Origin of the sequence: Pseudoalteromonas sp. A25 (assembly GCF_009176705.1) — a bacterium.
GTDB lineage: Bacteria > Pseudomonadota > Gammaproteobacteria > Enterobacterales > Alteromonadaceae > Pseudoalteromonas.
In genome coordinates this window covers 3773705-3800543 of the sequence record NZ_AP021846.1, presented here as the reverse complement: position 1 = coordinate 3800543, position 26839 = coordinate 3773705, and the positions used below count along the sequence as shown (strand labels likewise).

At 42.1% G+C, this 26839-nt stretch carries 22 protein-coding genes; 15 read left to right on the top strand and 7 right to left on the bottom strand.

Features of this window, described 5'->3' with window-relative positions:
- Positions 1-6 precede the first annotated feature (6 nt).
- The 3 genes from GDK41_RS16355 (at position 7) to GDK41_RS16345 (ending at position 5779) form a co-directional block, all read left to right on the top strand.
- Positions 7-3147: an efflux RND transporter permease subunit gene (locus tag GDK41_RS16355; protein WP_152087398.1), complete on the top strand. Its 3141-nt coding sequence runs from the start codon at positions 7-9 to the stop codon at positions 3145-3147.
- Between the two features lie 172 nt (positions 3148-3319).
- A complete protein-coding gene (locus GDK41_RS16350; RefSeq protein ID WP_232056573.1) occupies positions 3320-5329 on the top strand; it encodes a S9 family peptidase in 2010 nt (669 codons plus the stop codon).
- 24 nt (positions 5330-5353) lie between these two features.
- On the top strand, positions 5354-5779 hold the full coding sequence (locus GDK41_RS16345; protein ID WP_152087396.1) for a hypothetical protein: 426 nt from the start codon (positions 5354-5356) through the stop codon (positions 5777-5779).
- Here the strand turns inward: GDK41_RS16345 and GDK41_RS16340 are convergent.
- Positions 5747-6220 carry a Dps family protein gene (locus tag GDK41_RS16340; RefSeq protein ID WP_152087395.1) on the bottom strand — a complete coding sequence of 158 codons (474 nt, stop codon included), beginning with the start codon at positions 6218-6220 and terminating at the stop codon, positions 5747-5749. The two genes, GDK41_RS16345 and GDK41_RS16340, sit on opposite strands and share 33 nt — an antisense overlap.
- A gap of 383 nt (positions 6221-6603) precedes the next feature.
- On the opposite strand from GDK41_RS16340, the gene GDK41_RS16335 reads away from it, so the two are divergent.
- Together GDK41_RS16335 and GDK41_RS16330 are read left to right on the top strand one after the other, a co-directional pair.
- Entirely contained in the window at positions 6604-6813 is a 210-nt protein-coding gene (locus GDK41_RS16335; RefSeq protein WP_152087394.1) for a hypothetical protein, read from the top strand.
- A 13-nt stretch (positions 6814-6826) separates the two neighbouring features.
- Positions 6827-7078 carry a hypothetical protein gene (locus GDK41_RS16330; RefSeq protein WP_152087393.1) on the top strand — a complete coding sequence of 84 codons (252 nt, stop codon included), beginning with the start codon at positions 6827-6829 and terminating at the stop codon, positions 7076-7078.
- 23 nt (positions 7079-7101) lie between these two features.
- On the opposite strand, the gene GDK41_RS16325 is transcribed toward GDK41_RS16330, so the two are convergent.
- Both GDK41_RS16325 and GDK41_RS16320 read right to left on the bottom strand, forming a co-directional pair.
- The gene (locus GDK41_RS16325) at positions 7102-7707 is read right to left on the bottom strand and encodes a PGAP1-like alpha/beta domain-containing protein (protein WP_152087392.1); all 606 of its coding nucleotides are present in this window, start codon (positions 7705-7707) and stop codon (positions 7102-7104) included.
- An 8-nt stretch (positions 7708-7715) separates the two neighbouring features.
- A complete protein-coding gene (locus GDK41_RS16320) occupies positions 7716-8252 on the bottom strand; it encodes a YaeQ family protein (protein ID WP_152087391.1) in 537 nt (178 codons plus the stop codon).
- A 161-nt stretch (positions 8253-8413) separates the two neighbouring features.
- Between GDK41_RS16320 and ylqF the strand changes: the two genes are divergently transcribed.
- The gene (ylqF, locus tag GDK41_RS16315; RefSeq protein ID WP_152087390.1) at positions 8414-9358 is read left to right on the top strand and encodes a ribosome biogenesis GTPase YlqF; all 945 of its coding nucleotides are present in this window, start codon (positions 8414-8416) and stop codon (positions 9356-9358) included.
- A 19-nt stretch (positions 9359-9377) separates the two neighbouring features.
- Here ylqF and GDK41_RS16310 read toward each other — a convergent pair whose 3' ends face one another.
- Positions 9378-10706 (bottom strand): sensor domain-containing diguanylate cyclase, encoded by a 1329-nt coding sequence (locus tag GDK41_RS16310; protein WP_232056486.1) that lies wholly within the window; start codon positions 10704-10706, stop codon positions 9378-9380.
- Between the two features lie 889 nt (positions 10707-11595).
- Between GDK41_RS16310 and GDK41_RS16305 the strand changes: the two genes are divergently transcribed.
- Genes GDK41_RS16305 through GDK41_RS16290 form a run of 4 tightly spaced genes read left to right on the top strand, consistent with a single transcriptional unit; the run spans position 11596 to position 14924 of the window.
- Entirely contained in the window at positions 11596-12246 is a 651-nt protein-coding gene (locus tag GDK41_RS16305; protein ID WP_152087388.1) for a hypothetical protein, read from the top strand.
- On the top strand, positions 12233-13195 hold the full coding sequence (locus GDK41_RS16300; protein ID WP_152087387.1) for a serine hydrolase domain-containing protein: 963 nt from the start codon (positions 12233-12235) through the stop codon (positions 13193-13195). Before GDK41_RS16305 ends, GDK41_RS16300 begins: the two co-directional genes overlap by 14 nt.
- Positions 13192-14232 carry a sensor histidine kinase gene (locus GDK41_RS16295; RefSeq protein ID WP_152087386.1) on the top strand — a complete coding sequence of 347 codons (1041 nt, stop codon included), beginning with the start codon at positions 13192-13194 and terminating at the stop codon, positions 14230-14232. The genes GDK41_RS16300 and GDK41_RS16295 overlap by 4 nt, the downstream gene beginning before the upstream one ends.
- Positions 14229-14924, top strand: a complete 696-nt coding sequence (locus GDK41_RS16290) for a LytR/AlgR family response regulator transcription factor (RefSeq protein ID WP_152087385.1) — start codon at positions 14229-14231, stop codon at positions 14922-14924. Before GDK41_RS16295 ends, GDK41_RS16290 begins: the two co-directional genes overlap by 4 nt.
- A gap of 69 nt (positions 14925-14993) precedes the next feature.
- Here the strand turns inward: GDK41_RS16290 and GDK41_RS16285 are convergent, their stop codons facing one another.
- Positions 14994-16034, bottom strand: a complete 1041-nt coding sequence (locus tag GDK41_RS16285; RefSeq protein ID WP_152085062.1) for an IS481 family transposase — start codon at positions 16032-16034, stop codon at positions 14994-14996.
- Between the two features lie 415 nt (positions 16035-16449).
- A complete protein-coding gene (locus GDK41_RS16280) occupies positions 16450-18375 on the bottom strand; it encodes a serine hydrolase (protein ID WP_172971632.1) in 1926 nt (641 codons plus the stop codon).
- A gap of 245 nt (positions 18376-18620) precedes the next feature.
- Between GDK41_RS16280 and GDK41_RS16275 the strand changes: the two genes are divergently transcribed.
- From GDK41_RS16275 to GDK41_RS16255, 5 genes are all read left to right on the top strand, one after another.
- On the top strand, positions 18621-20669 hold the full coding sequence (locus tag GDK41_RS16275) for a winged helix-turn-helix domain-containing protein (RefSeq protein ID WP_152087383.1): 2049 nt from the start codon (positions 18621-18623) through the stop codon (positions 20667-20669).
- A 436-nt stretch (positions 20670-21105) separates the two neighbouring features.
- Positions 21106-21462: a LytR/AlgR family response regulator transcription factor gene (locus tag GDK41_RS16270; protein ID WP_152087382.1), complete on the top strand. Its 357-nt coding sequence runs from the start codon at positions 21106-21108 to the stop codon at positions 21460-21462.
- A gap of 97 nt (positions 21463-21559) precedes the next feature.
- On the top strand, positions 21560-22861 hold the full coding sequence (locus tag GDK41_RS16265; RefSeq protein WP_152087381.1) for a GntP family permease: 1302 nt from the start codon (positions 21560-21562) through the stop codon (positions 22859-22861).
- A gap of 235 nt (positions 22862-23096) precedes the next feature.
- Positions 23097-25184 (top strand): elongation factor G, encoded by a 2088-nt coding sequence (fusA, locus tag GDK41_RS16260; protein WP_152087380.1) that lies wholly within the window; start codon positions 23097-23099, stop codon positions 25182-25184.
- Between the two features lie 185 nt (positions 25185-25369).
- Entirely contained in the window at positions 25370-25765 is a 396-nt protein-coding gene (locus GDK41_RS16255; protein ID WP_152087379.1) for a hypothetical protein, read from the top strand.
- 61 nt (positions 25766-25826) lie between these two features.
- Here GDK41_RS16255 and hemB read toward each other — a convergent pair whose 3' ends face one another.
- Positions 25827-26837 (bottom strand): porphobilinogen synthase, encoded by a 1011-nt coding sequence (gene hemB / locus GDK41_RS16250; protein WP_152087378.1) that lies wholly within the window; start codon positions 26835-26837, stop codon positions 25827-25829.
- Positions 26838-26839 lie beyond the last annotated feature (2 nt).

Below are 26839 nucleotides of genomic sequence, written 5' to 3'. Positions count from 1 at the left end.
AACACTATGAGTATGCAACAGCACGAAAAGCAAACGGGCATCATCGCCTATTTTGCTAATAACTCAGTCGCAGCCAACTTGTTAATGTGGTTTATCCTCATTGTAGGTATAGCGTCATATTTTACGATTCAAAGACAAATGTTTCCAAACGTTGAGCTTAATTACATCAATGTGGAAGCGACTTACCCCGGTGCCTCTCCGCAAGAAATCGAAGAAAGCATTTTAATTAAGATTGAAGAAGCACTTAAAGATGTGACCGAAATTGAAGAAGGTGTGTATCGCGCCTTTCGTAATGGTGGTAGTGCGACACTAGAGATTGACCCTGATGTTGAGCTTGCCGATGTTATGGATAAAGTGAAGCTTCGTGTTGATGGTATCGCGACGTTTCCAGCGGCTATGGAGCCGTTAACGGTCAGCCAACGAGAGTTTCGTCAAGATGTGATTGGTATGACGGTCTCAGCTGACTTACCACTTACGGACTTAAAACCCATTGCCAAGAATATTGAAGATGAATTGCTGCAGCTCAGTAATGTGTCTTTGGTTGAGGTAAATGTACCTTTGGATGAAATCGGAATAGAAATAGACCCAGACATGTTACGTCAGTATAGCTTGACTATTAATGATGTGACTGCGGCTATTCGAGCCTATTCAACCAATTTATCGGCAGGTCAACTGCGTACCGATGCCGGTATTATTTCGGTACGTGTAGAAAACCAATCTTACAATGCAGAGCAGTTTCGCCAAATCCCAGTAAAAGTTGGGGAGAATGGCGCAAAATTACTGCTCAAAGATGTTGCTGTCGTGAAAGATGAGTTCACTGAAGGTGAACGTTATTTCAAGCTTAATGGCAAAAATGGCGTGTACATTTCGGTGAAAGCAACCAAAGATCAGAACATGATCCCAATAGCGGAAACCGTCAAGGCGTATATAGAGCAAAAAAATGCACAGTTGCCTGCAGGTGTAGAAATCGTACCGCTGGTTGATATGACTTATTATCTTAATGGCCGATTAAACATGATGAAAACAAACCTGTTCCAAGGTGCGATTTTGGTTGCCATTATGTTGTCTATTTTCTTACGCTTTAAGTTAGCATTGTGGGTTATGGTTGGCTTACCCATTTGTTTCTTGGGTGCCATTATGACGATGCCACTACTTGGTATTACCATTAATGTGGTGTCTTTGTTTGCATTTATTATGGTGCTGGGGATTGTGGTGGATGACGCCATAGTCATAGGAGAAAGCGCCTACACAGAAATTGAGAATAAAGGACCCGGTGTAGAGAATGTTGTGCGCGGCGCAAAACGGGTAGCAACACCGGCAACCTTCGGTGTACTTACCACGATGGCAGTCTTTGCGCCACTGATGTTTTCAAGTGGACCTGATAGCTCTAATTTTATATCTATTGCTGGGGTTGTATTACTCTGTCTCGCATTTAGCTTAGTGGAATCTAAGCTTATTCTACCTGCCCATATTGCTCATACTAAGTTTGAACCAATGGCTGAAACCAGCTGGCGAGTACGCTTTAATAAACGTTTTTTCAGTTTTGTAAATGGCCCATATAAGCGCTTTGTAACCTTGTGTGTGCAATGGCGCTGGACGGTACTTTTTGCTTTTGTTGGCATGTTTATTATGAGTGTTGCGCTTATTACAAGTGGAGCGGTAAGAACGCTGTTCGTGCCCAAGATCCCTCATGATTTTCCTGCCATAAACTTGACGATGAATGATAATGCCTCAGACGAGCAGACTATTTCAGCAATTCGTCAGTTAGAGCAACTTATCATGTTAGAAGATAAGAAAATTGAGCAGGAATTTGGTCATAAAATGGTTCGCGATGTATTGGTGATGAACCGAGAAAGAACTGAGGGTCGAGTGCTGGCACCACTGGTAGATGAAGATTTGCGGCCATTTAATACCTTTGAACTAACTCGACGCTGGCGAGAAAACATGCCCGAGATCGCGGGCGTAAAATCGATTTTAATCGAAGAAGAAGTGATTAACTTAGGACAAGATGGCGACTTTGGTTACCTGTTATATGGCTCTGATATCGACACCTTGAATGCTGCGGGTCGTCAATTAATTCGCATGCTACAAGATGAAAAAGGGCTGTTTGATATTAGCTCCACGATCGACCCTGCAAGTAAGGAAATTCAGCTTACCTTAAAGCCAGTGGCTTATGATTTGGGGCTTTCGTTACAAGACATTGGTAGTCAGGTTGGGGCGAGTTTTTACGGCGGCGAAGCTCAGCGTGTGATCCGAAATGGTGAAGAAGTGCGTGTGATGGTGCGTTACCCTAAACTGACACGAGAAGCATTTTCATCGTTAAAACACACCATGATAAAAACACCAAAAGGCAAAGAAGTGATGCTGGGTGATGTTGTGGACCTAAATGAAAAGCCAGGGATCAGCTACATTCGCCGAGAAGAGGGTTATCGTACAGTGTATGTTTACGGTAATATCGATGAAGAAGTAGTCGAGCCGAATGCTGTGACAAAACGCATTGATGATGACTTGTTACCGCAGCTACTTAAAGATTTCCCATCGGTTAAAACTAAGTTGGGTGGTTCAGTTGAAGAGCAACAAGCGCAGGCCAATGAACAACTGGTGTTCTTTATTGTTGGCATGCTGATAGTGTACATCTTGCTAGCTATTCCATTAAAAAGCTATGCGCAACCGTTGATTGTTATGTCGGTAATTCCATTTAGTCTGGTCGGTGCTATTTGGGGGCATTTGTTCTTTGGTTTAGATTTAAGCATGATGTCTACCTACGGCATTATTGCAGCGGCTGGGGTGGTGATTAACGACTCGCTAGTGATGACTGACTTTGTGAACCAAGCCCGCAAAGAAGGGGCGCATCTAAAAGAGGCGGTGATTAATGCCGGCTGTGCGCGCTTTAGGGCAATCACATTGACCTCAATTACCACCTTTGTTGGGGTATTACCTATTATGTTTGAAACCAGCCTACAGGCAATGTTTGTTATTCCTATGGCTGTATCGCTTGGCTTTGCGGTTGTTTTTGCCACGCTTATTACACTGCTATTGGTGCCGTGCCTATACATCATAATGACCGATGTAAGAGGTGCTTTTGGTACACTAGGTCGTGGTATAAAGGGGCTGTTCAAAGCCAAAAGTAAAGTACAAAACGCTTAGTGGTTTTAAGCGAAAATCTTGAAAGGCCAATCGAGAGATTGGCCTTTTTTATTTTGTATAGACGACACTGCGAGCAGTTTACAGCTGTGTTAGACTGCTAAAAAATAAAAATAGGAACACCATAGTGACTGATAAAGTATCTGCGCCAATAGCGAAAAAAATCCCTCACAGCATGACACATCATGGACACACACGTATCGATAATTATTACTGGATGCGTGATGATGAAAGGCAAGCCGAGCATGTGCTCGCTCACCTTGAAAAAGAAAACCACTATGTAGAGCAAAATATGGCGTCTCATCAAGCGCTGCAAAATAGCTTATTTGAAGAAATGAAAGGGCGGATCGTTAAAGATGACAGCTCAGTACCCGTTAAAGATGGTAATTATTGGTATGTGAGTGATGTACAAGGCGATGATGAGTATGCCAGTCACTACCGTGCGTCGGATGAGCAACTGAGTGATAAAACGCTTTTGCTTAACATTAATGAATTAGCAAAAGGTTACGAGTATTACGATGTCGGTGAGATGACGGTGAGTCCTAATGAGCATCTCTTGGCTTATAGTGAAGACCTAGATGGTCGACGTATTTATACCTTTCGCTTTAAAGACCTAAGCAACGACACTTATCTCGATGATGTCTTAGAGAACACCGAAGGTCAATTGGTTTGGGCCAATGACAACAAAACGGTGTTTTACGTTAAGAAAGATGCGCAAACCCTACTAGGTTATCAAGTATACCGCCACATATTAGGTACACCACAAAGCGATGATACGTTGGTATATGAAGAGCAAGACCGACAGTTTTATATGGAGTTGGGTAAAAGCCGAGACGACAGTGAAATCTATATACATCTTGCTGCGACAGAAACCAGTGATGTGTTAGTGCTGGATGCTAATGCGCCGATGGGGCAATTTAAACGCTTACTACCGCGCCTTGAGGGCCATGAGTTTGGTATCGATAAGCTGGCGGGCGAGTATTTTATTTTATCTAACCATCAAGCAAAGAATTTTCGTTTACTTAAAGCCAATGAGCACACCATTGGTGATATGAACCAATGGCAAGAGCTGATAGCGCACCGTGAGCATATTTTGATTGAAGGCATGGAGCTATTTGCTAGCCATTTTGTGATCACCGAACGTGAACTTGGTCAAATTCGCTTTGTTGTGCACAACTACCAAGGTGAGAGCTATCAGCTCAGTTTTGATGATGCCTGCTTTTATGCTGGAATTGGCTATAACCCAGAGCCCGATGCTGCAACGGTACGAATTCATTACTCAAGCTTAACAACACCAAGCACTGTTTATGACTGTGACTTAACGACAGGGCGCAAGATCTTACGTAAACAACAGCAAGTGCTGGGAAATTTTGACTCTACTAATTATGCTTCCGAGCGATTGTTTGTCACTGCCAGAGATGGTGTACAAGTGCCAGTGTCGCTTGTGTATCGCAAAGAGCGCTTTGCCAAAGATGGCAGTAATCCGTTACTGCAGTATGGTTATGGTTCATACGGAATTACTATCGATCCGAGCTTCTCTAGCACCACATTATCGCTATTAGATAGAGGGTTTGTGTATGCTATTGCCCACATCAGAGGCTCAGAAATGTTGGGTCGTCATTGGTATGAGCAAGGAAAAAAAGCCAATAAGCAAAATACCTTCAATGATTTCATTGATGTTACCCAAGCTTTAATCAAGCAAGGCTATGGTCATAAAGACAAAATATTTGCATCAGGCGGCAGTGCTGGTGGCTTATTAATGGGTGCTATTGTTAATCAAGCACCTGAGCTCTATTTGGGAGTAGGTGTGCATGTGCCATTTTTAGATGTGCTAACCACCATGCTAGATGAGTCTATTCCACTGACGACCAATGAATATGATGAGTGGGGTAATCCCAATGAAGATGCTGCTTATCAAACCATATTGCAGTATTCACCCTATGATAATTTAACAGCCCAAGCCTATCCCAACATTCTAGTGACCACAGGGTTACATGATTCTCAGGTTCAATACTGGGAACCAATGAAGTGGGTTGCAAAACTACGCGAACTAAAAACAGATGATAACGTATTGTTATTTAAAACAGATATGGAAGCCGGTCATGGTGGCGCGTCTGGACGTTTTAAAAGTTTACATGAAAAAGCACTAGAAATGACTTTCTTTATTGCTTTATTATCAAAATAAGCAGTTGTTGATAAGGTAGCTTTGATGTTTATAGCCCATGGTCTTTGGCGCGTTTGTATGCACCCTCCTTATGCCTATATGAGTATGAAAGGGGCATTTAACAAAGAAGGTGTTGTTGCTTTTCAAAATGATTTGATGGCAACAGCGAGCCAATTTGCGCCGCAAAGTATTGCTGAAGCGGTTGTTGACTTAACTGAGTTTGAAATGAGTACGGCCGACAGTATCGAAGATACGCGGCAGTATTTTGTTGGGGTAACACAACGGGGCTTGAAGAAAGTAAATTATGTGGGGGCTAATGCATTAGCGCGCCATATGTTGGCTCAGTTGTGGCAAGACACCACAACTGAGGCATGCTTTTATGAGTCGATGGATGAGCTGCTGTCAAAGCAGCCTCATCATCAAGAGAATATTGAGCAGTTAGTTAAGATACGCTTTAAGCATCCAAACTAGCTTTTCTTGCTCTTTGATATAGTCACTCATCAACGCAGCGGTGCCTTCGTCTTGTGCTTCCCCCGCTTGCTCTAAAATCTCTCGTTGCATTGCAATTAAGGTTTTGTAACCACTTAACAGGTTATTTAGGGCATCAGAGCCATCACTGATGTTTTTTGCTTCATCAATTTTACTGGTTTCAAGGTAGTCAGAAAACGCATGTAGCGGCTTACCTTCAATCGTTAAAATACGTTCAGCTATTTCATCTACTTTTTCTAACAGTAGGTTGTAAATTTCTTCAAATTTAAGGTGCAATTCAAAAAAGTTACGGCCTTTGATATTCCAATGAAAACCACGCGCATTCATGTATTGAATTTGGTAGCTACTTAGTAAGGTGTTTAATGCAGTCACTAATGCTTGGCTTTTTTGATTGTCTAAACCAATTGAGTTTGTCGTGTTCATAATATGCTCCTTGTTTTGATGTGCTCAGTATGGGTGAAAAGCGCGCCCATGACTATCGAGTAAAATCTATGCATCCAATCGAAAAAACAAATCAAAAATAAAATTTTAATTACCTTTTCAATGATTGACCTATGGGCGAATAATGATATTTCTACCCTAGAGGGTGAAACTCATAACTTTTTATTAGCCTAATACCTTCACCTGGGAATAAAGCTTGCCAAAATTAATCACATTTTTAATGAATTGCGTGAAAATTGATCTGAAACAATCGCCAGTCGACAAGGTGTTGGTCGTAAAATGGTCTTTGATTTAGGTCAAAAAACAACCCGTATGAAGGCGCATAATGAACTTGTAATTCATCAAAATATTTAAGGAGAATGGCTATGCAAGGTAAAACTGCGTCACAACATAAATCAGAGATCATCGTTGTTTGTATTGCATTGCTTGCATTTGTGGTGGGGCTAGTTGGGCATCTTGCCGGTGCCAGTTTCGCCAATTCGGATGCGTTTGGTTATATTGCCGCCCCCGTTCCGTTGATCACGGGTATCATAGCGTTTATTGCCTATAAAGTGGCTGCGAACGGTGATCACTAAAATCGGCTAAAAAATGAAGCCTCCACTGTACGGTGCAAGAAGGTCGGTTTTTACTTGCACCGTGTTTATGATGTTTGTTCACTTGGTGTTGGCGTATGGGGTTTATCATGAGGCTGAGCAAGTTAAAAAGCGCGAGCAGAAGTTGTGGTTTCTTGGCTCGTTTTTTTGGTTTTTACTGACTCTAAGTGGAGGAATTTTTGCAGCGGCGGCGTTTTGGCTGATGCATTGCTCTAACCTTAAAGATACGCCACTTAAATCACGGTGATGTCTTAATACCAATCAGGCTCACTATTCGTCTTGATTTAGTAGCTGTTGGATATACTGCATGACCTGACGTGAGTAAATCATCGTAGTATGGCTTAAATGAAATACCTTGTGCTCGGCCATACCTTGGAGCTTTGTCTCTTCAAGGAGTACGGTGCCATCAGAGCGGCTGCCTTTTTTAAGGAGCGGCATCAGGCCTAGCGGTAAATCGCCTGCAATACTATAAAGTTTGGCTTTAAATGGCCAATCTTGATTGTCACTGAGTAAAAATTCGATGCTGTTCTTCAATAGCATATTAAAGCCTTTGTCATGCATGTGTTGGGCAATGGCACTGCCTTTATGTGGCGTGCCTAGGGTAATCACTTTTTTTACCCAATGACTTTGCTCTGAGTGATGTTCAAGATAGGCTCTGGCGACTAAGCCACCCATTGAGTGACAAACAAGGGCGGTAGGTTGGCCATTAATAAATTCATCAATGGCTGAAAAAATGGCGCGCTTATCTGGCGACAGCGTATTGTAGCTGAGGTTTAATATTTCAAACCCTTCTTTTTCGAGCTTGGTGCAAAGCGGATGCATCACAAACCCAGACATGTACAAACCGTGTAATACCACCACACGCTTTATCGCCATACAATCTCCTACTTTAATAATTCAGGGGTGCAATGTACGCTGTTTTTTTCATCGCTTACCCATATCTCACCATCTTGTATGGTTATCGTTAAAGACAATGAGCGCGCCGCCATTTTAGCTAATTGCTCGGTGGCACTGAAGGGCAGGCTAATTACAGATAAATTGTTGTAGTTTGCCAGTTTAGCCTGATTTTTTTGCCACCAGATAGCTTGGGTGTTTTCACCGTAGGTATAAAGCACAACCTGTTTTGCTCGGTTACAGGCTTTTTTAAGACGTTTTTCGTCAGGCAAGCCCAGTTCTACCCATAACTCAATTTCATCGCTGTAGTTTTTTACCCAAATTTCCGGCTCATCGTCGGCGCATAGTCCTTTGGTAAACTCCAGATGTTCTTTATATTGCAGCGCATAAGCTAAAAGCCTAACCATTAAACGTTGCTCGTTTTCTGATGGGTGCTGCGCAACTGTCAGTGAAAGGGTCTCATAGATATGTCTATCCATATCACTGATCGACAGGTGTGTTTTTATAATAGTTGACTTTAACGCCATATGAATCGTTACCCACATAAAATGATGCGCGCAGTATACTTGAGTTAAAGGCTATAGTTGGCTTTGCTACGGATAAAAGCAGAAATTTTTCGCTCTATTGAGGTAATTTTGTCTATACCTAGGTAAAATGCCGCTTTTATTTGTACTTGTAGGAGAAAAATATGGCCATCCAGTGGTTTCCTGGGCATATGAATAAGGCTCGTAATGAGATCAAAGAGATCATGCCGCAGATGGATGTGATCATAGAGGTGCTAGATGCGCGCATTCCCTACAGTAGCGAGAACCCAATGGTGTCGGCACTTCGAGGCGATAAGCCGGTCATCAAAATACTCAATAAAGCCGATTTAGCCGACCCAGAATTGACTCAGCAGTGGATGAGTTACTTTGAGCAAGAAAGTGGTGTAAAAGCGCTTGCTTTTGGTCATGATAAAGCGGCAGAAGTTCATAAAATTAATGAGTTATGTAAAAAGTTAGCGCCACAAAAAGTAGGTGCAGACAAGCAGCTAAAAGCCATGATCATGGGGATTCCTAACGTAGGTAAATCGACCCTGATAAATATCTTGGCTGGGCGTATTGTGGCTAAAACGGGTAATGAGCCCGCTGTCACAAAAGCGCAGCAACGCATCAAGTTAGATGATGGCATTATGCTATACGACACACCAGGTATGTTGTGGCCTAAAGTGGAGAATGAAAATTCAGGCTATAGACTGGCTGCGACAGGAGCCATTCGAGACACTGCCATTGATTATGAAGAAGTGGCAAGTTATACCGCAGAATACCTCATACAGGCTTATCCTCAATTACTTAAAGCACGCTACAAAATTGATGAATTACCAGAGCAAGATTGGGAGTTTATCGAAATGGCGGGTAAAAAGCGCGGTTGTATCCGAGGTGGCAATCAAATCGATACACACAAGATGTCTGAAATTTTAATCAATGAACTGCGCGATGCGGTGATTGGCCGTATCACGATGGAAACACCGCAGATGCGTGAAGAAGAAGAAGTGATGGTAGCGCAGCTGCGCGCAGAAGCTGAAGCTAAAAAGGCCGCAAAAGAAGAAGAGAAAAAGCAACGTCGCGCTCGCGCTCGTAAAAATCGACGCTAACCCTACCATGTTGGCTGCATCACGCAGCCAACTCTACTCTATTTCTGCCCAACCGTTTTGCTCGATACAAAGCGTCATCCGCACGTTTAATAAAGTCATCTTCACTTTCTTGTGACTGATATTGCGCAACGCCAATACTGATTGTGATAGGTACAATACAATCACACGCAGCGAGTTTCGCTCTTAAGCGCTCCCCAAATTGTGTGGCATGGTCTATGTAAGAATTAGGCATCAAAATCATAAACTCTTCACCACCCCAGCGGCAGATAATATCGCTACTATCAGCAACGCTCATACATAGCTGGGCAAAGTGTTTTAACACTTGGTCGCCAACTAAGTGACCATGCTGGTCGTTAACCTGTTTAAAGTGATCAATATCTAAAAGCAGTAAGCTGAGTGGTACCCGGCCAGGTTTAGCGCGCAAAATATGGCGCTGTAATAGAGGTTCAAAAGCTTGGCGATTTAATACATTACACAGTTTATCTGTTAATGCGATGGTTTCTAAGCGCTTTTGATATTGGTTAAAAGTGAGCTGGGCGATGACTAAAATGCACAAGGTGATCACCACACCCAATAATAAGTTTGCGATGAGTGCGTCCGTCAGTTTGGTTTCGGGCGTGAATGCTTGCTCAACAATTAGATGCCAACCTAAATCGGGAATGTAACGCGAATTGACTAGGCGTTGTACGCCATGCTGTTCGATAGAAAATTTATAGCTTGGTTGGCTGACGATGGCACTGTAGTGTTCAGCAAATTCAGAAGCTAAAGAGTCGCTTGGCATTTTTTCTTGGTTATAAAAAATCAGCCTGCCTCGATGATCAGCAAAATACACCTTACGCTTATATTCACTTTGGTAATGATTGATAAGGTGTTGTAAATCATCGAGTTGAATGCCAACGCCTGTTACGCCAAGTAGCTCATTATTGACCATGATTTTATGGTTCACATACACGATGGGACTAAAGTTGTCTTGAGGGGATACGTCAACATTGAGTACGTAATCCAGCTGTGCATAGTTTAATACTTCGCTGTACCAAGACCCTTCTGGCGAGTTTAAATCGAGCACGCTGGTGCGGCCATCGAAGTGATAGTACTTGTTTGTTCGGTGGTCAACTAAAAAGCTGGTTTGGCTTTTAAACAGGGTTTTGGTTTTCTTCAAAAACGCAAAGAGTTGCTCAGTGTCACCTTGATTGCTTTTAAGCCACAAGTGGACAAAGTGATTTTGTGCCATGCTTTGTGCTACATAAATTGGTGCTTGCAGTTGTTTTTGTAAATCAGTGCTAATTAAATGGCTAGTAAGAGGAAGCGCGTCATCAACAATGCCTTCACTCAAAGAGTTGTGTGCCATGTGATAACTAAACCAACTAGTAAAAGTGAACCCGGCCAATAACAACAGAGTTAAGATGATATTGCAGTGGCGTCGAGCATGGTCCATGAGTATTTTTATTATTCACGCTAGAAGTAGACTGCATCTTACACGGTGTTGATTTTATAGTCGATTACAGCGGATTACACATCTAAAGGGTAAAATTTAGAGATAAAAAAAGCCCACAAGGGGCTTTTTAAGTTTCATATCTACCGTCACCGATATGAGCAATGTAGCAAGTAAAATAGTGAGTGGTTCAGTGTAAAGGGTTACCTGAACCTAGCAGTTAACGTTTGCCAAACGTAGAACAAGGGTATCAACAATTAGAGTAACAAAATTCATGTTATCATGCTTTGTTGAGATTGATTATCAATTAGATCTAGCAGTGTGTCAATAATTAAATGCGATTAATTATCATTTAATTTTAGTGTGATGAAAACTTAAAAAGCAGACATAAAAAAAGCCCACAAGGGGCTTTTTAGTGTCATATCTACCGTCACCGATATGAGCAATGTAGCAAGTAAAATAGTGAGTTGGTTGAAAGCGTTTGCATCAAGGGGCGTTGCTGCAAACACGCTCAACCTATGGCTGTTTGCGTGCGCCACACGTTTGTTTCAGGGTCGAGAAACAATATGAATTATCCAACAAAGTGAGCCGTCAATCTCGCTTTGTTGAGATTGATTATCAGTTAGATCTTTGGATGTGTCAACGGTTAAATGAGATTTATTTTCATTTGTGTTTTGCTGATTTAAAATCTTTGCTCATCATATTTTTCGCACAATTTAAAAAGAAAATGGCCTGACTCGTCATAATTTAAGCAACATGACGCAGAGATCTGATACGGTATTTGTAACTTTTAAGGAGACAGAGCATGATGATTAAAATTTTAGGAACTTTGATATTACTTTGCGCAATACCCTCCCATGCAGCGGTAGAGCAATGGCGAGGTAAACTTGAGATATCAAAACAGATATCGCTTGTGGTTGGGGTCAATATAGATACTGACACTCAGACCCTTACGCTTGATAGCCCTAATCAAAAAATGTTTGAGTACGTGCCGACAGAAGCTTCGGTGTCTGATAAAGCCGTAAGTTTTTCAGATAATAAACTCAATGCAAGTTATGAAGGACAATTCGTTGATGGCAAGTTAGTGGGGACGTTTACGCAGGGTAAAGCGAGGCCTTTGACTTTCTCTTTACTGACGGCCGATGCTAAATCACAGCTTGCGCTCGAGGGTACTTACGCAGGCGCATTGGATATCAATGGGAAAAAGCTGCCTTTGGAGTTGCAGGTTGCTGCACTAGAAGATGGGTTTCATGCAACATTAGACAGCCCTGCGCAGCAAAGTTTTGGTATCCCCCTCAGTCAATTTGCGATAACCACTCAGGTGCTGAGTTTTGAGTCTGAGATGATTAACGCTGCTTTTAAAGGAACGATGAAAGAGGGTGAGTACAATGGTACGTTTACCCAAGGGTTTGCAATGCCATTGTCTTTAAAAAAAAAACAGAATGAGCGTAAGTGATAAATATGTAAATGGAAATACAGAGCAAATACTTGCAGAGCACTTTAAGGGTATCAACGCCGCCATTGCTATTATTGCAGATGGCCAGCCGAGACATTACTTTTTTGGCGACAAAGTTAACGAGCATGCGCTTTTTGAGGTTGGCTCGTTAACTAAGCCGATGGTTGCAACCGTTGCGAGTGATTTGGTGCAGTCACATCAGTGGCTGTTATCTGAGCCAATAGCAAAGCTTCTAGAGGATAAAACGTTTACTCATCACCAGTATTCTTTGCAGCAGCTAATTACGCATACCTCGGGATTGCCGCGCTTACCGAGTAATTTCTCGCCAGCGGATATGAACAATCCATATGCAACATATGATACGAACCAATTGCTGGTTGCTTTGAAAGCGACGGTGGGAGATTCAAAAGCGTTTGAGTATTCAAATTATGGTTATGCCGTGTTGGCTTACTTGTTAACTAAGCAACTAGATGGAACACTTGACACGATTTTAAATGAACGCCTTTTTAAGCCGCTAGGAATGAATAATACAGTAATGGCTTTGAGTACGGATAACAAACATGAAGAGATTAACCTTGTGGGTGCGCAAGATTACTATGGAGAGCGGGTTCAACCATGGCAGTTTGATAGCTTAGCTGGGGCAGGCGCTGCAGTTTCATCATTACATGATATGCAGCAATGGGTCTCATCATATTGGCGGTTTGAACAGAGCAACCCTTTGTTGCACCAAAAAATGAGTGCGACTTTGACACCTTTAAATGAGCAAATGAGTTATGGCTGGATGCGTCAATTTGAGCATACTTATTGGCATAACGGACAAACGGGAGGTTATGCCTCCATGGTTATATTTAACCCGAATAAACAACAAGCCGTTATCGTACTCGCCGCAGGTGTTGCTAATGTCACTCAGATTGGGATGTTACTATTTAACCAACTGGATAAACAATGAAAGACAAGCAAAAACAGTATTTACTGTGCCAAGTGGCTGGATGGGTTGGGGCCTACCTTATCTTTAGTTATATGATAGCGCGCAACCCGTTTGCTACCACTTTAGAGTATGTCTATGGGGCAGTTTTGTTGAGCAGTGCTGCTTTGTTAAGCCATATTGTTCGAGTGCTATTTAAGCGTTATTTTTCATATCGGTCTAACTTGCAACAAATTTTATATTTCGCTTGCTCAGTTGTGCTGATGACGAGCATTTCGACTGGATTGCTTTTGGTTGCAGTGTTTTTGTTCGCTCATTTGGGTTGGTCCTACCCGATACCTCGTTCGCAATGGGGTTTTGTTATAGAAAAAGTATTTGTAAGTAATGCCTTTAATATGCTCTGGTTGAGCCTGTTGTGGACGACATGCTACTTAACACTCACCAAGGTAAGGCAGCTCCATGAGGCGAGAAGCCTATTGCAAGCAAGTCAGCTGCAACTATTAAACAATCAGCTTAACCCACACTTTTTGTTTAATGCGATCAATGATTTGCGCGCATTGATATTAGAGCAACCGCAACAGGCGAGGAAAGGGTTGGCGCAATTGTCGGATATACTGCGTTATAGCTTACAACCATTAGAGGGTGATAAAGTAGCGCTGTCTAGTGAGCTTGAATGTGCCCGAAATTACCTCGCTTTGTGTCAGTTCGGTTTAGAGTCTAGGTTGTCATACAAGTTCGAGGTTGATGAGCTGTCTTTGACGTGTTTGGTCCCCAAGTTGATGTTACAGATGTGTTTAGAAAATGCGGTAAAACACGGTATCGCTCCAAGTGTCGAGGGGGGAGAGGTTGCTGTTGTCGTGCGCATAAATGGTGATAACCTAGAAATACAGATTTCTAACCCATATATTTGTCAGCGGTCTAGGCAGCCTAGTTTAGGTATTGGCACGAAAAACATTCAAGATCGACTCAGGCTGTTATATCAAGGCAAAGCTAGTATGGTATTGACACAGCAGGGCAAAAGCATGTTGGCGAAGATATCTTTACCCAAGGAGTATGTATGACCAAAATAATGCTCATTGACGATAGTCGCTTGGCTCGTTTAGAGCTAAAAGCGCAACTCGCAGAGCTTGGCGAACAAGACATTGTTGCAGAAGCCGCAGGGGTTGCCGATGCATTAGAAAAAATAGAGCGTTTACAGCCAGAACTAATATTTTTAGATATAAACATGCCTGATGGCAGTGGTTTTGACCTACTTGCGCAGTTGGATTACGTGCCAAGCGTGATATTTGTTACGGCATATGATGAGTTTGCGTTGCAGTCATTTGAAGTGAATGCGCTTGATTACCTTTTAAAACCTGTAACCGACGAGCGTATAAAAGCGGCACTTGAAAAGTATCAGCAAAAAGCGGCAAAACCGTTGTCACTGTGCAGTAAGTTCTTTATTAAAGACGCCAACAAGTGCTTTTTTATTGCTTTGGATGACGTGTTGGCTTTTGAAGCGATGGGAAATTATACGCAGATACATTTATCAAGCAATAAAGTAAGCGTTTACCGAACTATGTCACATATTGAAAGCCGATTGCCCAGTGATGATTTTTTTAGAGCTGGGCGAAGCTGGATCATTAATGTTAATCAAATAAAAACGGTTGAATTGGAAGTAGGTGGTTCTTTAGAAGTCACTTTAAATAACCAGCTTAAAGTGCCGCTGTCGCGCAAACAAACTGCTCTGTTTAAACAAAAATGGCGCTTATAAGTGAGATAAAATTGTACTAGCTCAGACTTGATCTGACAGTTACCCGTTTTTCAATCGGTGACTGTCAGTTTAGATTTGAGCTAAATTCTTCTCAGCCCAAATCGATTTTCCATCAAGCAATGTTTCAAATGGCGTTCTGCCACAACACATTTTTCCCTGATGAGTTCGCTCATTATTGTAATAAGCCATCCATTCGTCCAGATCTTTTTGAAGTTCCTCTAGCGAACCGTAAAGCTTTTTACGGAACGTAACCTGATAGAACTCGTTAAGTATCGTCTTGTGGAATCGCTCGCAGATACCATTGGTTTGAGGCGACATTGCCTTAGTTTTCGTATGGTCGATATCATTAATTGCCAGATAGAGCTGATAATCATGGTGCTCTACCTTACCGCAATATTCGGTGCCTCGGTCAGTCAAAATGCGTAACATTGGCAACTCGTGTTGCTCGAAGTAAGGCAGAACCTTGTCATTGAGTATGTCAGCCGCAGTAATTGGTGTTTTGGTCGTATACAGCTTTGCGAAGGCTACTTTGCTGTAGGTATCGACAAACGTCTGTTGGTAGATACGCCCAACACCCTTGAGATTGCCAACATAGAAGGTATCTTGTGAGCCTAGGTAACCCGGATGTGCTGTTTCAATTTCACCGCAAGCTTCGTCATCGCTTTTCTTTTTCTCAAGCGCAGCGATTTGGCTATCGGTGAGGATAATACCTTCGTCAGCAACTTTACCTTCTAGAGCTTTTAAGCGTTTCTTGAAGTTCTCTAAATCGTGGCGTAACCAGATTGAGCGAACGCCACTGCCTGAAACAAAGACGCCTTGTTTACGCAACTCATTGCTAGTTCTGTGCTGGCCATGAGCTGGGTAATCGATAGCGTATTGAACCACTGCGTTCTCAGTAACTTCATCTACACGGTTTTTAATGTTTGGCGATCTACGACTTTTATCAATTAACGCATCCAAGCCACCGTCCTCTACTAGCTCTTGGTATCGATAAAATGTATCTCTTGAAACGCCCATGACTTTACAGGCTTTTGAAACGTTACCTAGTTCTTCTGCAAGATTAAGTAATCCAGTTTTGTGTTTTATAATTGGGTTGTTAGTATGCAACATGAGAGTTACCACCTTTTAGGTTGTTTTGATTAAAAGATTCGACACCTTTATCAAAACGGGTAACTCTCAATTTTTCAAATCGAAATGTCAGATCAAGTCGAGACTAATTCAGATAAAATAGAGTTCTCCCTCTTGAACCTGGTGCGTTTTTATGAAGCTTAAATTTTTATAACTTTGCCTCGCTACTTAAACCCTTAAGCAATACCTCAAACATCAATCCAGCAAAGACTTTTACGATTGATCTTCTCCTAACACTGTAGGCATCTTTTATTTAAGAATTTACTAAGAGGTGTCTAGCAAATTAGTGTCGATTCAATCTGCATAGTAAAGACTTACTAGATGCTTAGGGTTATAAGCATCAAATAAGAGCTAGTTCAACAAACTAGCCCTTTTTAGGCTCAATAGGTTAGTTTCATTAACTAACAAACGCTGGAATAACGACATCTGCAATTTGTTTCATGATGGTATCTTCTCTGTCATGACCAGTAATAGCGATGACTAAGTCAAGCTCCTCAACGACTATTACGCGGTTTCCACCGCCGCCCCAAGCGATATCAAGATCATACGTTTTACCTTCAACGACTACAGGCATACTGTACCAGAAGTAACCATAACGGTATTCATCAGGCATCCAGTCTTCAGTTGGCTTGATGATATTACTTGTTGCTTTACTTAAGTAAGTAGGTGAAACAAACTGTTTTCCTTGCCACTTTCCTTTATTGACAACAATACTGCCAAGTTTAACCATGTCCCGTGACGTTAAACTAACCATCCATCCTGCTTGTGGCAAGCCACTTGCGTGTGTGTCCCATTTATAATTAGAGATGTTTAGTTTGTCTAGTATCTCAGTCTTGATAAATACTTCCGCACCACCAGGAACCACTGCATCGATTACAGTCATGACAAGCATTGGGTTGAAATTACCGTATTTATACGATTGCGTTTCTTCAGTGATTGCTGCACTTTCTTGTAAAAGCCTTTGCACTAGTTTTTGGCCTTTTAATTGTTCTGGTGCTTTTTCTATTTCTTGCCATTTATCACGATCAATTGTTAAACCACCTTGCATCGTTAGTGCTTTATGTAGCGTAATCTTATCGGCGCCAGCCACTAGTTTGCTCGTGTCTAATTCTTTTAAGAAGCTGATTAGCGGTTTATGTAAGTCGGCCATGGATAAATAGCCTAACTGGATTGCACGGCCAACGATCAAGCTAGTATACCCTTTGGTTGCAGAAGCTTGTCCATGAGCTAACCCAAAGCGGCCTCTTTGGTGGTAGCTTTCGAAAACCAGTTTATTGTTCTTAGCAATTAACAAACTGTCGTATTTTCCATGTTTACCTTCGCCAATTTCTTTCGCTAGGTTAATAATCGCTGACGCCTTATCTTTTGAAAGAGGTAGCTTCCCTGCAACTAGGCTGTTATCCGTCGATACTGGCTTGGTATTAGTATATGATTTTGTCAATACAGGAATATCCCAAAGAGAACCTGAAGCTTGCTCCGCTGTTGGCAATGGGCCTAGTTTGGCTAGATATTTTTTAATGTGAGCTGGTTTTAGGTCTTCAATGACTTGGGCATCTACCCAATAGGTATCTACATTGCTGTTATCGCCATTACGGTTAAAGAATAGGTATTTACCATCAGGTGATAATTGAGCTGCGAACTCATTTTTAGGGGTGTTGACGTTATCACCAAATTTAATTGCTTCTCCCCAAGATTCATCTGGTTCTTTGAAGCTAATAAACAGATCTGAATTACGGGTATCCTCACCTCTTTGTCCGTCCCAAATGATATAGCTTTCGTCAGGTGCGATAAAAGGATGAGCATTCCAAGTACCTGTATTAATTTCTTTTGGGAATGGCTTTGGTGTGCTTAGCTTGCCGTGCTCCATAGTTGAATAACGCAAAATCCCATTACCGTCACTGCCAGCTTCATCAAATGCTATCGTACCGTTTAGAGAAGAGGTTACACGCATGATGCGATAAGGCTCAAAATCGGGACCCAATCTCTTCATTTCTGACCAACCATCTTTTGTACGCTCTTTATAACCTCTACCAAAAAACATGATTTTGTTATTCGGTGATAACGTCGGCGTACCAACGCGTTTAGAGATGACACGATCGATCCAGTTTTCACCGTCTTTTTCATATACGACAAATTGTTGCTCTGGTTTTGTGTCAGCATTTACTTCGCGAACCATGTACATTTCTTTCATGTTTGGTGCGAAAACAACGCCATATTCCCAGCCTTTTGTTGAGATAATGTTTGGTGCAAATACTTCAGCTGTTAATCCCGGAGCTTTTTGCCCTAGATATGGCCCCGTTAATTTAGTTTCAGCAGAAGCCATACTACACAAACTAGTCAACAAGGCTATTATCATTATGTTTTTGCTAGGTAAATTCATTGTCTTTCTCTCTTTTCTTAGTCACTTTGGATTCATAGTGAATAACTATTGCTCCAACTTGCCTGTATACGACCTGACATACATGAAAAAAACCTGACGTTTAGCTGATTTCTTTATTTTTTCTTTATTTTGAGGCAAAGAGCGAGGTAAGATTTGACGCATAACGAATAAGGCCTATCGTCTCTTTTATGACCAAAGCGTTTTGGGTAAATAACTACTTTATTGATGTTTCTCGTAATCAAATAGAGCATCAACAACAGGCTACGCCTGTTCCACCAAAAGCACTTAAGGTGTTAGAAGTTTTGGCTTCACGCGCTGGCGAAGTTGTGAGTCATGATGAGCTTATGGACATCGTTTGGGAAAATAGCGTTGTTGGCCCCAATACGTTACAAAGAGCGATTGCTCAATTGAGAAAAGCATTTGGCGACGATAGTAAAAAACAAGCGTTTATCAAAACCCACGCAAAAAAGGGATATAGCTTAGAAGCCAATGTTCGTTGGGAAAATAATGAAATTAAGCAGACCCCGCAATTAATATCTAAACAATCTAAGCAGAGCAAAAACGGGTTGTTATTTGCTGTTACTGCTATCGCTATTTTATCGCTATTTATTCTATGGCCATCTAAACCCGTTATTTATGATCAAGTAACACCGCTTACTGCAAGTGATGAACAAGAATACAATGCTGCCTACTCTCCTGATGGTAAATACTTAGTCTTTAATCGATTTGTCGGTCAGTGTGAAAGTCATTTGTGGGCAAAAGATCTGAACAATAATCAAGAGCAGCGATTAAGTAGCGAGCCTGGGCACTATAGTCAATTGAGCTGGTCTTCTGATGGTTCACAATTAGCATTTGTGCTGCAATCCGATTGTTCTGATATACCAACAGAAGTCAAACAGTGCTGGCAATTACAAACCTTGGATTTTGCTCATGCATGGAACGGTAACGCAAACAATAAGTTACGTTATGACTGTGCAGAAATAAAAACGACTCACCCAACATGGTTAAATGACGGACGTATCGCCTTACTTCAATACCCAGAGCCAGAGAGCAATCAACCTGAGTTGGTTATCTACGATGCTGTTACCGATCAAATATCGCAGGTACCACATGATCATGCTGGGCGCATCTACTCATTAGACTATTCGCGCAAATCAGGCCTTTTGGCGACGGTCACTTTAGGCCGCGAAAACTCGAATGTTGTGAGAACTTTTACTCTATCAGGTGAAGTCAAAAGTGAGGCGGAAATTAAACGTCATGCCAGCCATTCAGTGTATGAACGATTTTTCATAAAATTTGCTCCAGATGGTAGCCATTTCATTACTGATATAGAAGGTAAGATCTATCGATTGAATTTAGACGGTCAGTTAGATCTCCTGCATCCAGTTAGTCACACCGGATTATGGACACCGAGTTACCACCCCGACCAAACAAAGTTTGCTGTCACCTATGGTACTAAAGACTTTGATATTGGCTACTTAACCTTAGGTGGTGAGAAAGTTGAGTTTGATATTTTTTCACGCTCTACTGCCCCTGATATTAATGCAAAGTTTCAGCCTAACGGTAATTTAATTGCTTTTGTTTCTTCTCGTTCAGGAGAGTATCAACTATGGATAAAAGATAATGATAAAACCTATCAATTAACTAAGTTCGAACAAGGCCTCAAGAGCACGCGATACGATTGGGCGCCGGATGGGAATAGTTTAGTCGTGAACGTTAATAATCAAATCACTTTAGTCAATTTGGATGGCAGTTATCAAATGGTTGAGTCACCTGTTGCTGCGCGTTTGGTATTACCGTGGACCATTCCACATAAATTGTTGGTTATAGACAATCAAGCCGATAAACAGCAATTATTTAATATTGACCTTAACACAGGTGAGACAACTGACCTCAATATTCAAAACGTTTCGTGGGCAACGTACACCAAAGACAATCAAATTGTTTACGTAGATCAGCAAGGAAACTTCTGGCTTCAAGCAAATAATGGAACGCAGGGGCTTGCAATACTTAATCAAAAACTAGAGGGTAATTATGCGTTACCTAAAAGTGATAACATCTATGGTCTTGATATTAAATCTAATTTTTGGCGTTACAATTTAACTAATCATGAACTGGAAATAGTGGCGACATTAGACAAAGACACCTCTTATATCAGCGATATTAAAGGTGACAAGATACTAGCGACTAAGTTTATCGGGGGGCGTAGAGAGCTTGTTGAATATAGTCAGCGTTAATTGAAAATTGAACTCTTATAATCAAACTGAGTTCAGTTTAAATCCCTCCGTTTATATTGAGCAAACTTGATGTAACCCATGTTTGCTCATTAAAAACATGCCTTTCATAATTTAAATAGTTTATTTTTCACGCTTTTTGCTAGCTTAAAGACTCGCCTTTATTTTTGATAGGGAGTTCAGGCAGATAAAGGCGTGGCTTAGTATCATATTGTTCGTTTTATTAGCTGGATGTAGTGATGAGCAAAGTGTTGCCCTTGGCACGTTAGAGCGTGACTAAAATAATGCTCATTGACGATAGTCGCCTGGCTCGTGTAGAGCTAAAAATGCAACTCGCAGAGCTTGGCGAACAAGACATTGTTGCAGAAGCGGCGGGGTTGCCGATGCATTAGAAAAAATAGAGCCTTTACAGGCAGAACTAATATTTTTAGATATAAACATGCCTGATGGCAGTGGTTTTGACCTACTTGCGCAGTTGGATTACGTGCCAAGCGTGATATTTGTTACGGCATATGATGAGTTTGCGTTGCAGTCACTTGAAGCGATGGGAAATTATACGCAGATACATTTATCAAGCAAAAAAGTAAGCGTTTACCGAACTATGTCACATATTGAAAGCCGATTGCCCAGTGATGATTTTTTTAGAGCTGGGCGAAGCTGGATCATTAATGTTAATCAAATAAAAACGGTTGAATTGGAAGTAGGTGGTTCTTTAGAAGTCACTTTAAATAATCAGCTTAAAGTTCAGCTGTCGCGCAAACAAACTGCTCTGTTTAAACAAAAATGGCGCTTATAAGTGAGATAAAACAGAGTTTTCCCTCTTGAACCTGGTGCGTTTTTGTTCAATGCTAAAGTCATGTTGTTCTGAAAAATAATAAAAAGAAGGGACTTTAATGCTTAGTATGCTTGGACTTGTTGGTGCATTAGCACTGTTAATTATCCTGACGCTGCGTGGAATGAACTTGTTTCTGTGCGCGCCATTATGTGCCTTATTAGTTGCGCTAAGCAGTAATGTTACGCTGTTTCCTTCAGGGGCAGAAGTAGACTTTATTAGCAGCTATATGAGTGGTTTTAGTGGCTTTATTCAAGCATGGTTTTTCATGTTTTTGCTTGGCTCTCTGTTTGGCAAGTTTATGGAAGATACTGGCGCGGCGGATGCGGTGGCACACTATATTGTTGGTAAGCTGGGTATGAAGTACGCCGTACTTGCAGTGGTGCTGGCTTGTGCTTTGCTTACTTATGGTGGGGTGAGTGTATTTATCGTTGCATTTTCGGTCTTTCCTATGGCATTGAGTTTATTCAAAGACGCCAATCTACCGAGGCGATTTATCCCTGCAACGCTTGCCTTTGGCTCGGTGACTTTTACCATGACCTCAGCGGGTTCTCCTGAGATCCAAAATTGGATACCCATTAAGTATTTAGGTACTTCCCCTTATGCTGCATGGCAAGAGAGCCTTATCGTGGCTGTGTTTATGGCGATATTAGGTTATTTTTTGTTAGTTAGAATGATCAAAAAAGCACAGCAAAATGGCGAGGTGTTTACCGCGCGCGACGATGACCCCATTCAAGCAAAGCGACATTTGCCGCACCCAATCACAGGTCTTGTTCCGTTGCTGATCGTATTAGCTTTATCATTTACTTTACATGAAACGCTTCAGCAAAGTGCGTTAATTGTGGCGCTGCTCGGTGGTGTGTTGAGCATTTTAGTGTTGAACTACAAACATTTTGTGAATATTCAACAGGCAATCAATGTTGGTACTACTGGGGCTTTGGTGGCGATTGGCAACACAGCAGCGGTGGTGGGCTTTGGTGCCGTCGCGAAAGTGACGCCCGCTTTTCAAGATGCTGTCGCTTTGATGACCCAAATTCCAGGCAATGAGTTATTAGGGGCTGCGATTGCGGTTAGTGTTATTGCGGGTCTAACCGGATCTGCTTCGGGTGGGCAGGCGATTGCTTTGCCGTTAGTGGCACCGCACTATATTGATTTAGGTGTCAACAACTCAGAACTTCATCGTGTCGTGGCTATCAGCTCTGGTGCCATAGATACTTTGCCCCATAACGGATATGTGGTGACAACGGTCAGAGCAATATGTAAAGAAACGCACCAAGCTGCCTATTGGCCTCTGGCAATGTTGACTGTGGTTGTGCCTCTACTAGGGTTGGCACTTATTTTAGGGTTATTTATTCTATTTTGAGTCATTTGTGCAGTAAACAGGCCGCAATCGCCCAAGATATCTAGCGTTTTCTAGGTTAGGTCAACTTTTATTTGGATCGCAAGCTGATTGTGGCCGTGTTTGCGATCACTTATCGCCACGAATAAAAACTTTTTCACAAATTGTGCGCATTTTAAGCGATATCAAGGATGATGTTCGTAATAAGAGGTGATATACTCCCGCCGAATAATTTTTCTACTTTAAATAGAGCAAAACAATGGCAGATTTATCGAAGTACAGAAACATTGGTATTTTCGCGCACGTTGATGCGGGTAAAACTACCACCACTGAGCGTATCCTAAAGCTTACAGGTAAGATTCACAAAACCGGTGAGGTACACGACGGTGAGTCTACTACTGACTTCATGGAACAAGAAGCTGAGCGTGGTATCACAATCCAGTCAGCTGCTGTAACGTGTGAGTGGAAAGGTCACCGCTTAAACGTTATCGATACTCCGGGACACGTTGACTTCACAGTTGAAGTATATCGTTCATTAAAAGTACTTGATGGTGGTATCGGTGTATTCTGTGGTTCAGGTGGTGTAGAGCCACAATCAGAAACTAACTGGCGTTATGCGAACGAATCAGAAGTTGCACGTGTTATCTTCGTAAACAAGCTAGACCGTATGGGTGCTGACTTCTACCGCGTTGTAGGTCAAGTTAAAAACGTACTTGCAGCTAATCCACTTGTTATGACATTACCAATCGGCATCGAAGACGAGTTCTGTGGTGTTGTCGACGTACTTGAAAAGAAAGCATACGTATGGGATGACTCAGGTCTTCCTGAAAACTATGAAGTGCAAGACGTTCCTGCAGACATGGTAGACAAAGTTGAAGAGTACCATGAGCTACTTATCGAGTCTGCGGTAGAGCAAGATGACGACTTAATGGAAGCGTACATGGAAGGTGAAATCCCTTCTAATGAAGACATCAAGCGTTGTATCCGTAAAGGTACACGTGACCTTGCGTTCTTCCCAACTTACTGTGGTTCTGCGTTCAAAAACAAAGGTGTTCAACTAGTACTTGACGCTGTTGTTGATTACCTACCTGCACCTACAGAAGTTGATCCTCAGCCGCTTACAGACAAAGAAACTGGTGAGCCTACTGGTGAAGTTGCAACTGTTGACGCTGATCAGCCGCTTAAAGCGCTAGCGTTTAAGATCATGGATGACCGTTTCGGTGCCTTGACCTTTATCCGTATTTACTCTGGTCGCATGAAAAAAGGTGATACCATCCTTAACTCTGCAACTGGTAAAACAGAACGTATCGGCCGTATGGTTGAGATGCAAGCAGACGAGCGTAACGAACTGACTGAAGCACAAGCGGGTGACATCATCGCGGTTGTTGGTATGAAGAACGTTCAAACAGGTCACACACTGTGTGATCCAAAGCACGAGTGTACACTTGAAGCGATGATCTTCCCTGAGCCGGTAATCTCAATCGCGGTACAGCCTAAAGATAAAGGCGGTAACGAGAAGATGGGTATCGCTATCGGTAAGATGGTTGCAGAAGATCCGTCATTCCAAGTTGAGACTGACGAAGATTCAGGTGAAACTATCCTTAAAGGTATGGGTGAATTACACCTAGACATTAAGGTAGATATCCTTAAGCGTACTTACGGTGTAGACCTAATCGTTGGTCAGCCTCAGGTTGCTTACCGTGAAACTATCACGCAAGAAGTTGAAGATAGCTACACGCATAAGAAGCAATCAGGTGGTTCTGGTCAGTTCGGTAAGATTGATTACCGTATCAAGCCAGGCGAAGTTGGTTCAGGCTTTACGTTCAAGTCTACCGTTGTTGGTGGTAACGTTCCTAAAGAATTCTGGCCTGCAGTTGAGAAAGGCTTCAAGTCAATGATGGAAGAAGGTGTTCTAGCTGGCTTCCCAGTATTAGACGTTGAAGTTGAACTATTCGACGGTGGTTTCCACGCAGTTGACTCATCAGCAATCGCGTTCGAAATCGCAGCAAAAGGCGCATTCCGTCAGTCTATCCCTAAAGCGGGTGCACAACTTCTTGAGCCAATCATGAAAGTTGACGTGTTCACGCCAGAAGACAACGTAGGTGACGTGATCGGTGACCTTAACCGTCGTCGTGGTATGATCAAAGACCAAGAAGCTGGCCTAACAGGCGTTCGCATCAAGGGTGACGTACCTCTTTCTGAAATGTTCGGTTACATCGGTCACTTACGTACAATTACTTCAGGTCGTGGTCAGTTCTCTATGGAGTTCTCACACTACGCACCTTGTCCGCAAAACGTTGCTGACACAGTAATTGCTGCAGAAAAAGAGAAAAAAGCGGCTAAGTAATTTTAGTTAGCTTTTAAGCTTTTTTAAAAAACCGCTTGGTAGTCAAGCGGTTTTTTTATGTCTAATAAAAAAGTATTTGATTTATATCGTTTGAACTTGATTTGGGTACAATTACTGTTTATTATTGCGCCTATAGAAATAAACTTCACTTCTATAAGAGTGATAAAACGTTTGGAGACTTAGCAGTGAGAACGGTTGATTTATCGGTAAATTGGCTATTATTTGGGATATTTCTTTTCGCTTGTGCGAGCCTGTTTTTTTCTGTGTCTGCTTTAGAGCTAAACGCATTCATTTTATCTGTGTTGTGTTATGCGCTGTTGGTGGCAAGCCTCATACCATTGGGACTTGCATTGCTCAATAAGCGTTTTGTGCACATTGATAGGGCGGGTATTAGTTATTCTTTTGGGTGTGGGACCCGTTATATTTTAACGGAAGATATTAAGCATATTCAACGCAAACGATTTTTGTTGTTGACTGTTTTGCAAGTTGAACTGCAAAGTGGTGAGATGACATTTTTTTACAGTTGGACTGTAAGCGAGGCGGGCTTTGCCAGAGCTGAGCAACTTTTAGCAAGCAAATAACAAATGCGCCTTCTGGCGCATTTTTTGTATAAAAGCTAGGGTCAATAAGCTTTAAAGTTTGTTATTTTTCGTTCAGCCAGATAGCCACTTGTTTGGCAAAATAGGTTAAAATGCCATCTGCACCTGCGCGCTTAAACGCTAACAGCGACTCCATTATACACGGCTTTTCTGCCAGCCAGCCATTGTCAATCGCTGCGCGGTGCATCGCATATTCTCCGCTGACTTGATACGCAAAAGTAGGCACTTGAAATTCATCTTTTACACGACGAACGATGTCTAGGTATGGCATACCCGGTTTAACCATCACCATGTCAGCCCCTTCTTGTAAATCCAAAGCCACTTCACGTAATGCTTCGTCTGAATTGGCTGGGTCCATTTGATAGGTTTTTTTGTCTGCGCCTTTTAAATTACCAGCTGAACCAACAGCGTCGCGAAAAGGTCCATAGTAGCTAGATGCATACTTTGCTGAATATGCCATGATGCGAGTGTGAATATGTCCTTCGGCTTCGAGAGCCTCACGTATTGCACCAATGCGGCCATCCATCATATCAGAAGGTGCAACCACGTCAGCACCTGCCTGTGCATGTGATAATGCTTGCTTGATTAAAATTTCGGTCGTTACGTCGTTAATCACGTAGCCACTGTCATCGATAATGCCATCTTGCCCATGAACAGTAAATGGGTCGAGTGCCACATCCGTGATCACTCCAAGCTGAGGCACCGCCGCTTTTAATGCTTTTACTGTACGCTGAGCTAGGCCTTCTGGATTGTAGGCCTCTTCTGCATTGAGCGATTTTTTATCAGCTGGCGTGACAGGAAAAATTGCGATTGCGGGGACGCCTAATTCAGCAAGCTCAAACGCTTCTTTAACGAGTAGATCTATCGATAGACGCTCAATTCCGGGCATAGACTCAATGGCTTCTCTGCGATTTTTGCCTTCTAAGACGAATACAGGAAAAATAAGGTCGCTAACCGATAGCTGGCTTTCACTCATTAAACGTCTTGAAAAATCATCTCGGCGCATACGACGCATGCGTGTATATGGAAATAAATCTAATCCTGATTGAGCCACTA

Bases quoted from the DNA above. Each gene is read 5' to 3' on its own strand.
- GDK41_RS16355 (WP_152087398.1), top strand. From the start codon at position 7: ATGAGTATGCAACAGCACGAAAAGCAAACGGGCATCATCGCCTATTTT.
- GDK41_RS16350 (WP_232056573.1), top strand. From the start codon at position 3,320: ATGACACATCATGGACACACACGTATCGATAATTATTACTGGATGCGT.
- GDK41_RS16345 (WP_152087396.1), top strand. From the start codon at position 5,354: ATGTTTATAGCCCATGGTCTTTGGCGCGTTTGTATGCACCCTCCTTAT.
- GDK41_RS16340 (WP_152087395.1), bottom strand. From the start codon at position 6,220: ATGAACACGACAAACTCAATTGGTTTAGACAATCAAAAAAGCCAAGCA.
- GDK41_RS16335 (WP_152087394.1), top strand. From the start codon at position 6,604: ATGCAAGGTAAAACTGCGTCACAACATAAATCAGAGATCATCGTTGTT.
- GDK41_RS16330 (WP_152087393.1), top strand. From the start codon at position 6,827: ATGAAGCCTCCACTGTACGGTGCAAGAAGGTCGGTTTTTACTTGCACC.
- GDK41_RS16325 (WP_152087392.1), bottom strand. From the start codon at position 7,707: ATGGCGATAAAGCGTGTGGTGGTATTACACGGTTTGTACATGTCTGGG.
- GDK41_RS16320 (WP_152087391.1), bottom strand. From the start codon at position 8,252: ATGGCGTTAAAGTCAACTATTATAAAAACACACCTGTCGATCAGTGAT.
- ylqF (WP_152087390.1), top strand. From the start codon at position 8,414: ATGGCCATCCAGTGGTTTCCTGGGCATATGAATAAGGCTCGTAATGAG.
- GDK41_RS16310 (WP_232056486.1), bottom strand. From the start codon at position 10,706: ATGGCACACAACTCTTTGAGTGAAGGCATTGTTGATGACGCGCTTCCT.
- GDK41_RS16305 (WP_152087388.1), top strand. From the start codon at position 11,596: ATGATGATTAAAATTTTAGGAACTTTGATATTACTTTGCGCAATACCC.
- GDK41_RS16300 (WP_152087387.1), top strand. From the start codon at position 12,233: ATGAGCGTAAGTGATAAATATGTAAATGGAAATACAGAGCAAATACTT.
- GDK41_RS16295 (WP_152087386.1), top strand. From the start codon at position 13,192: ATGAAAGACAAGCAAAAACAGTATTTACTGTGCCAAGTGGCTGGATGG.
- GDK41_RS16290 (WP_152087385.1), top strand. From the start codon at position 14,229: ATGACCAAAATAATGCTCATTGACGATAGTCGCTTGGCTCGTTTAGAG.
- GDK41_RS16285 (WP_152085062.1), bottom strand. From the start codon at position 16,034: ATGTTGCATACTAACAACCCAATTATAAAACACAAAACTGGATTACTT.
- GDK41_RS16280 (WP_172971632.1), bottom strand. From the start codon at position 18,375: ATGGCTTCTGCTGAAACTAAATTAACGGGGCCATATCTAGGGCAAAAA.
- GDK41_RS16275 (WP_152087383.1), top strand. From the start codon at position 18,621: ATGACCAAAGCGTTTTGGGTAAATAACTACTTTATTGATGTTTCTCGT.
- GDK41_RS16270 (WP_152087382.1), top strand. From the start codon at position 21,106: ATGCCTGATGGCAGTGGTTTTGACCTACTTGCGCAGTTGGATTACGTG.
- GDK41_RS16265 (WP_152087381.1), top strand. From the start codon at position 21,560: ATGCTTAGTATGCTTGGACTTGTTGGTGCATTAGCACTGTTAATTATC.
- fusA (WP_152087380.1), top strand. From the start codon at position 23,097: ATGGCAGATTTATCGAAGTACAGAAACATTGGTATTTTCGCGCACGTT.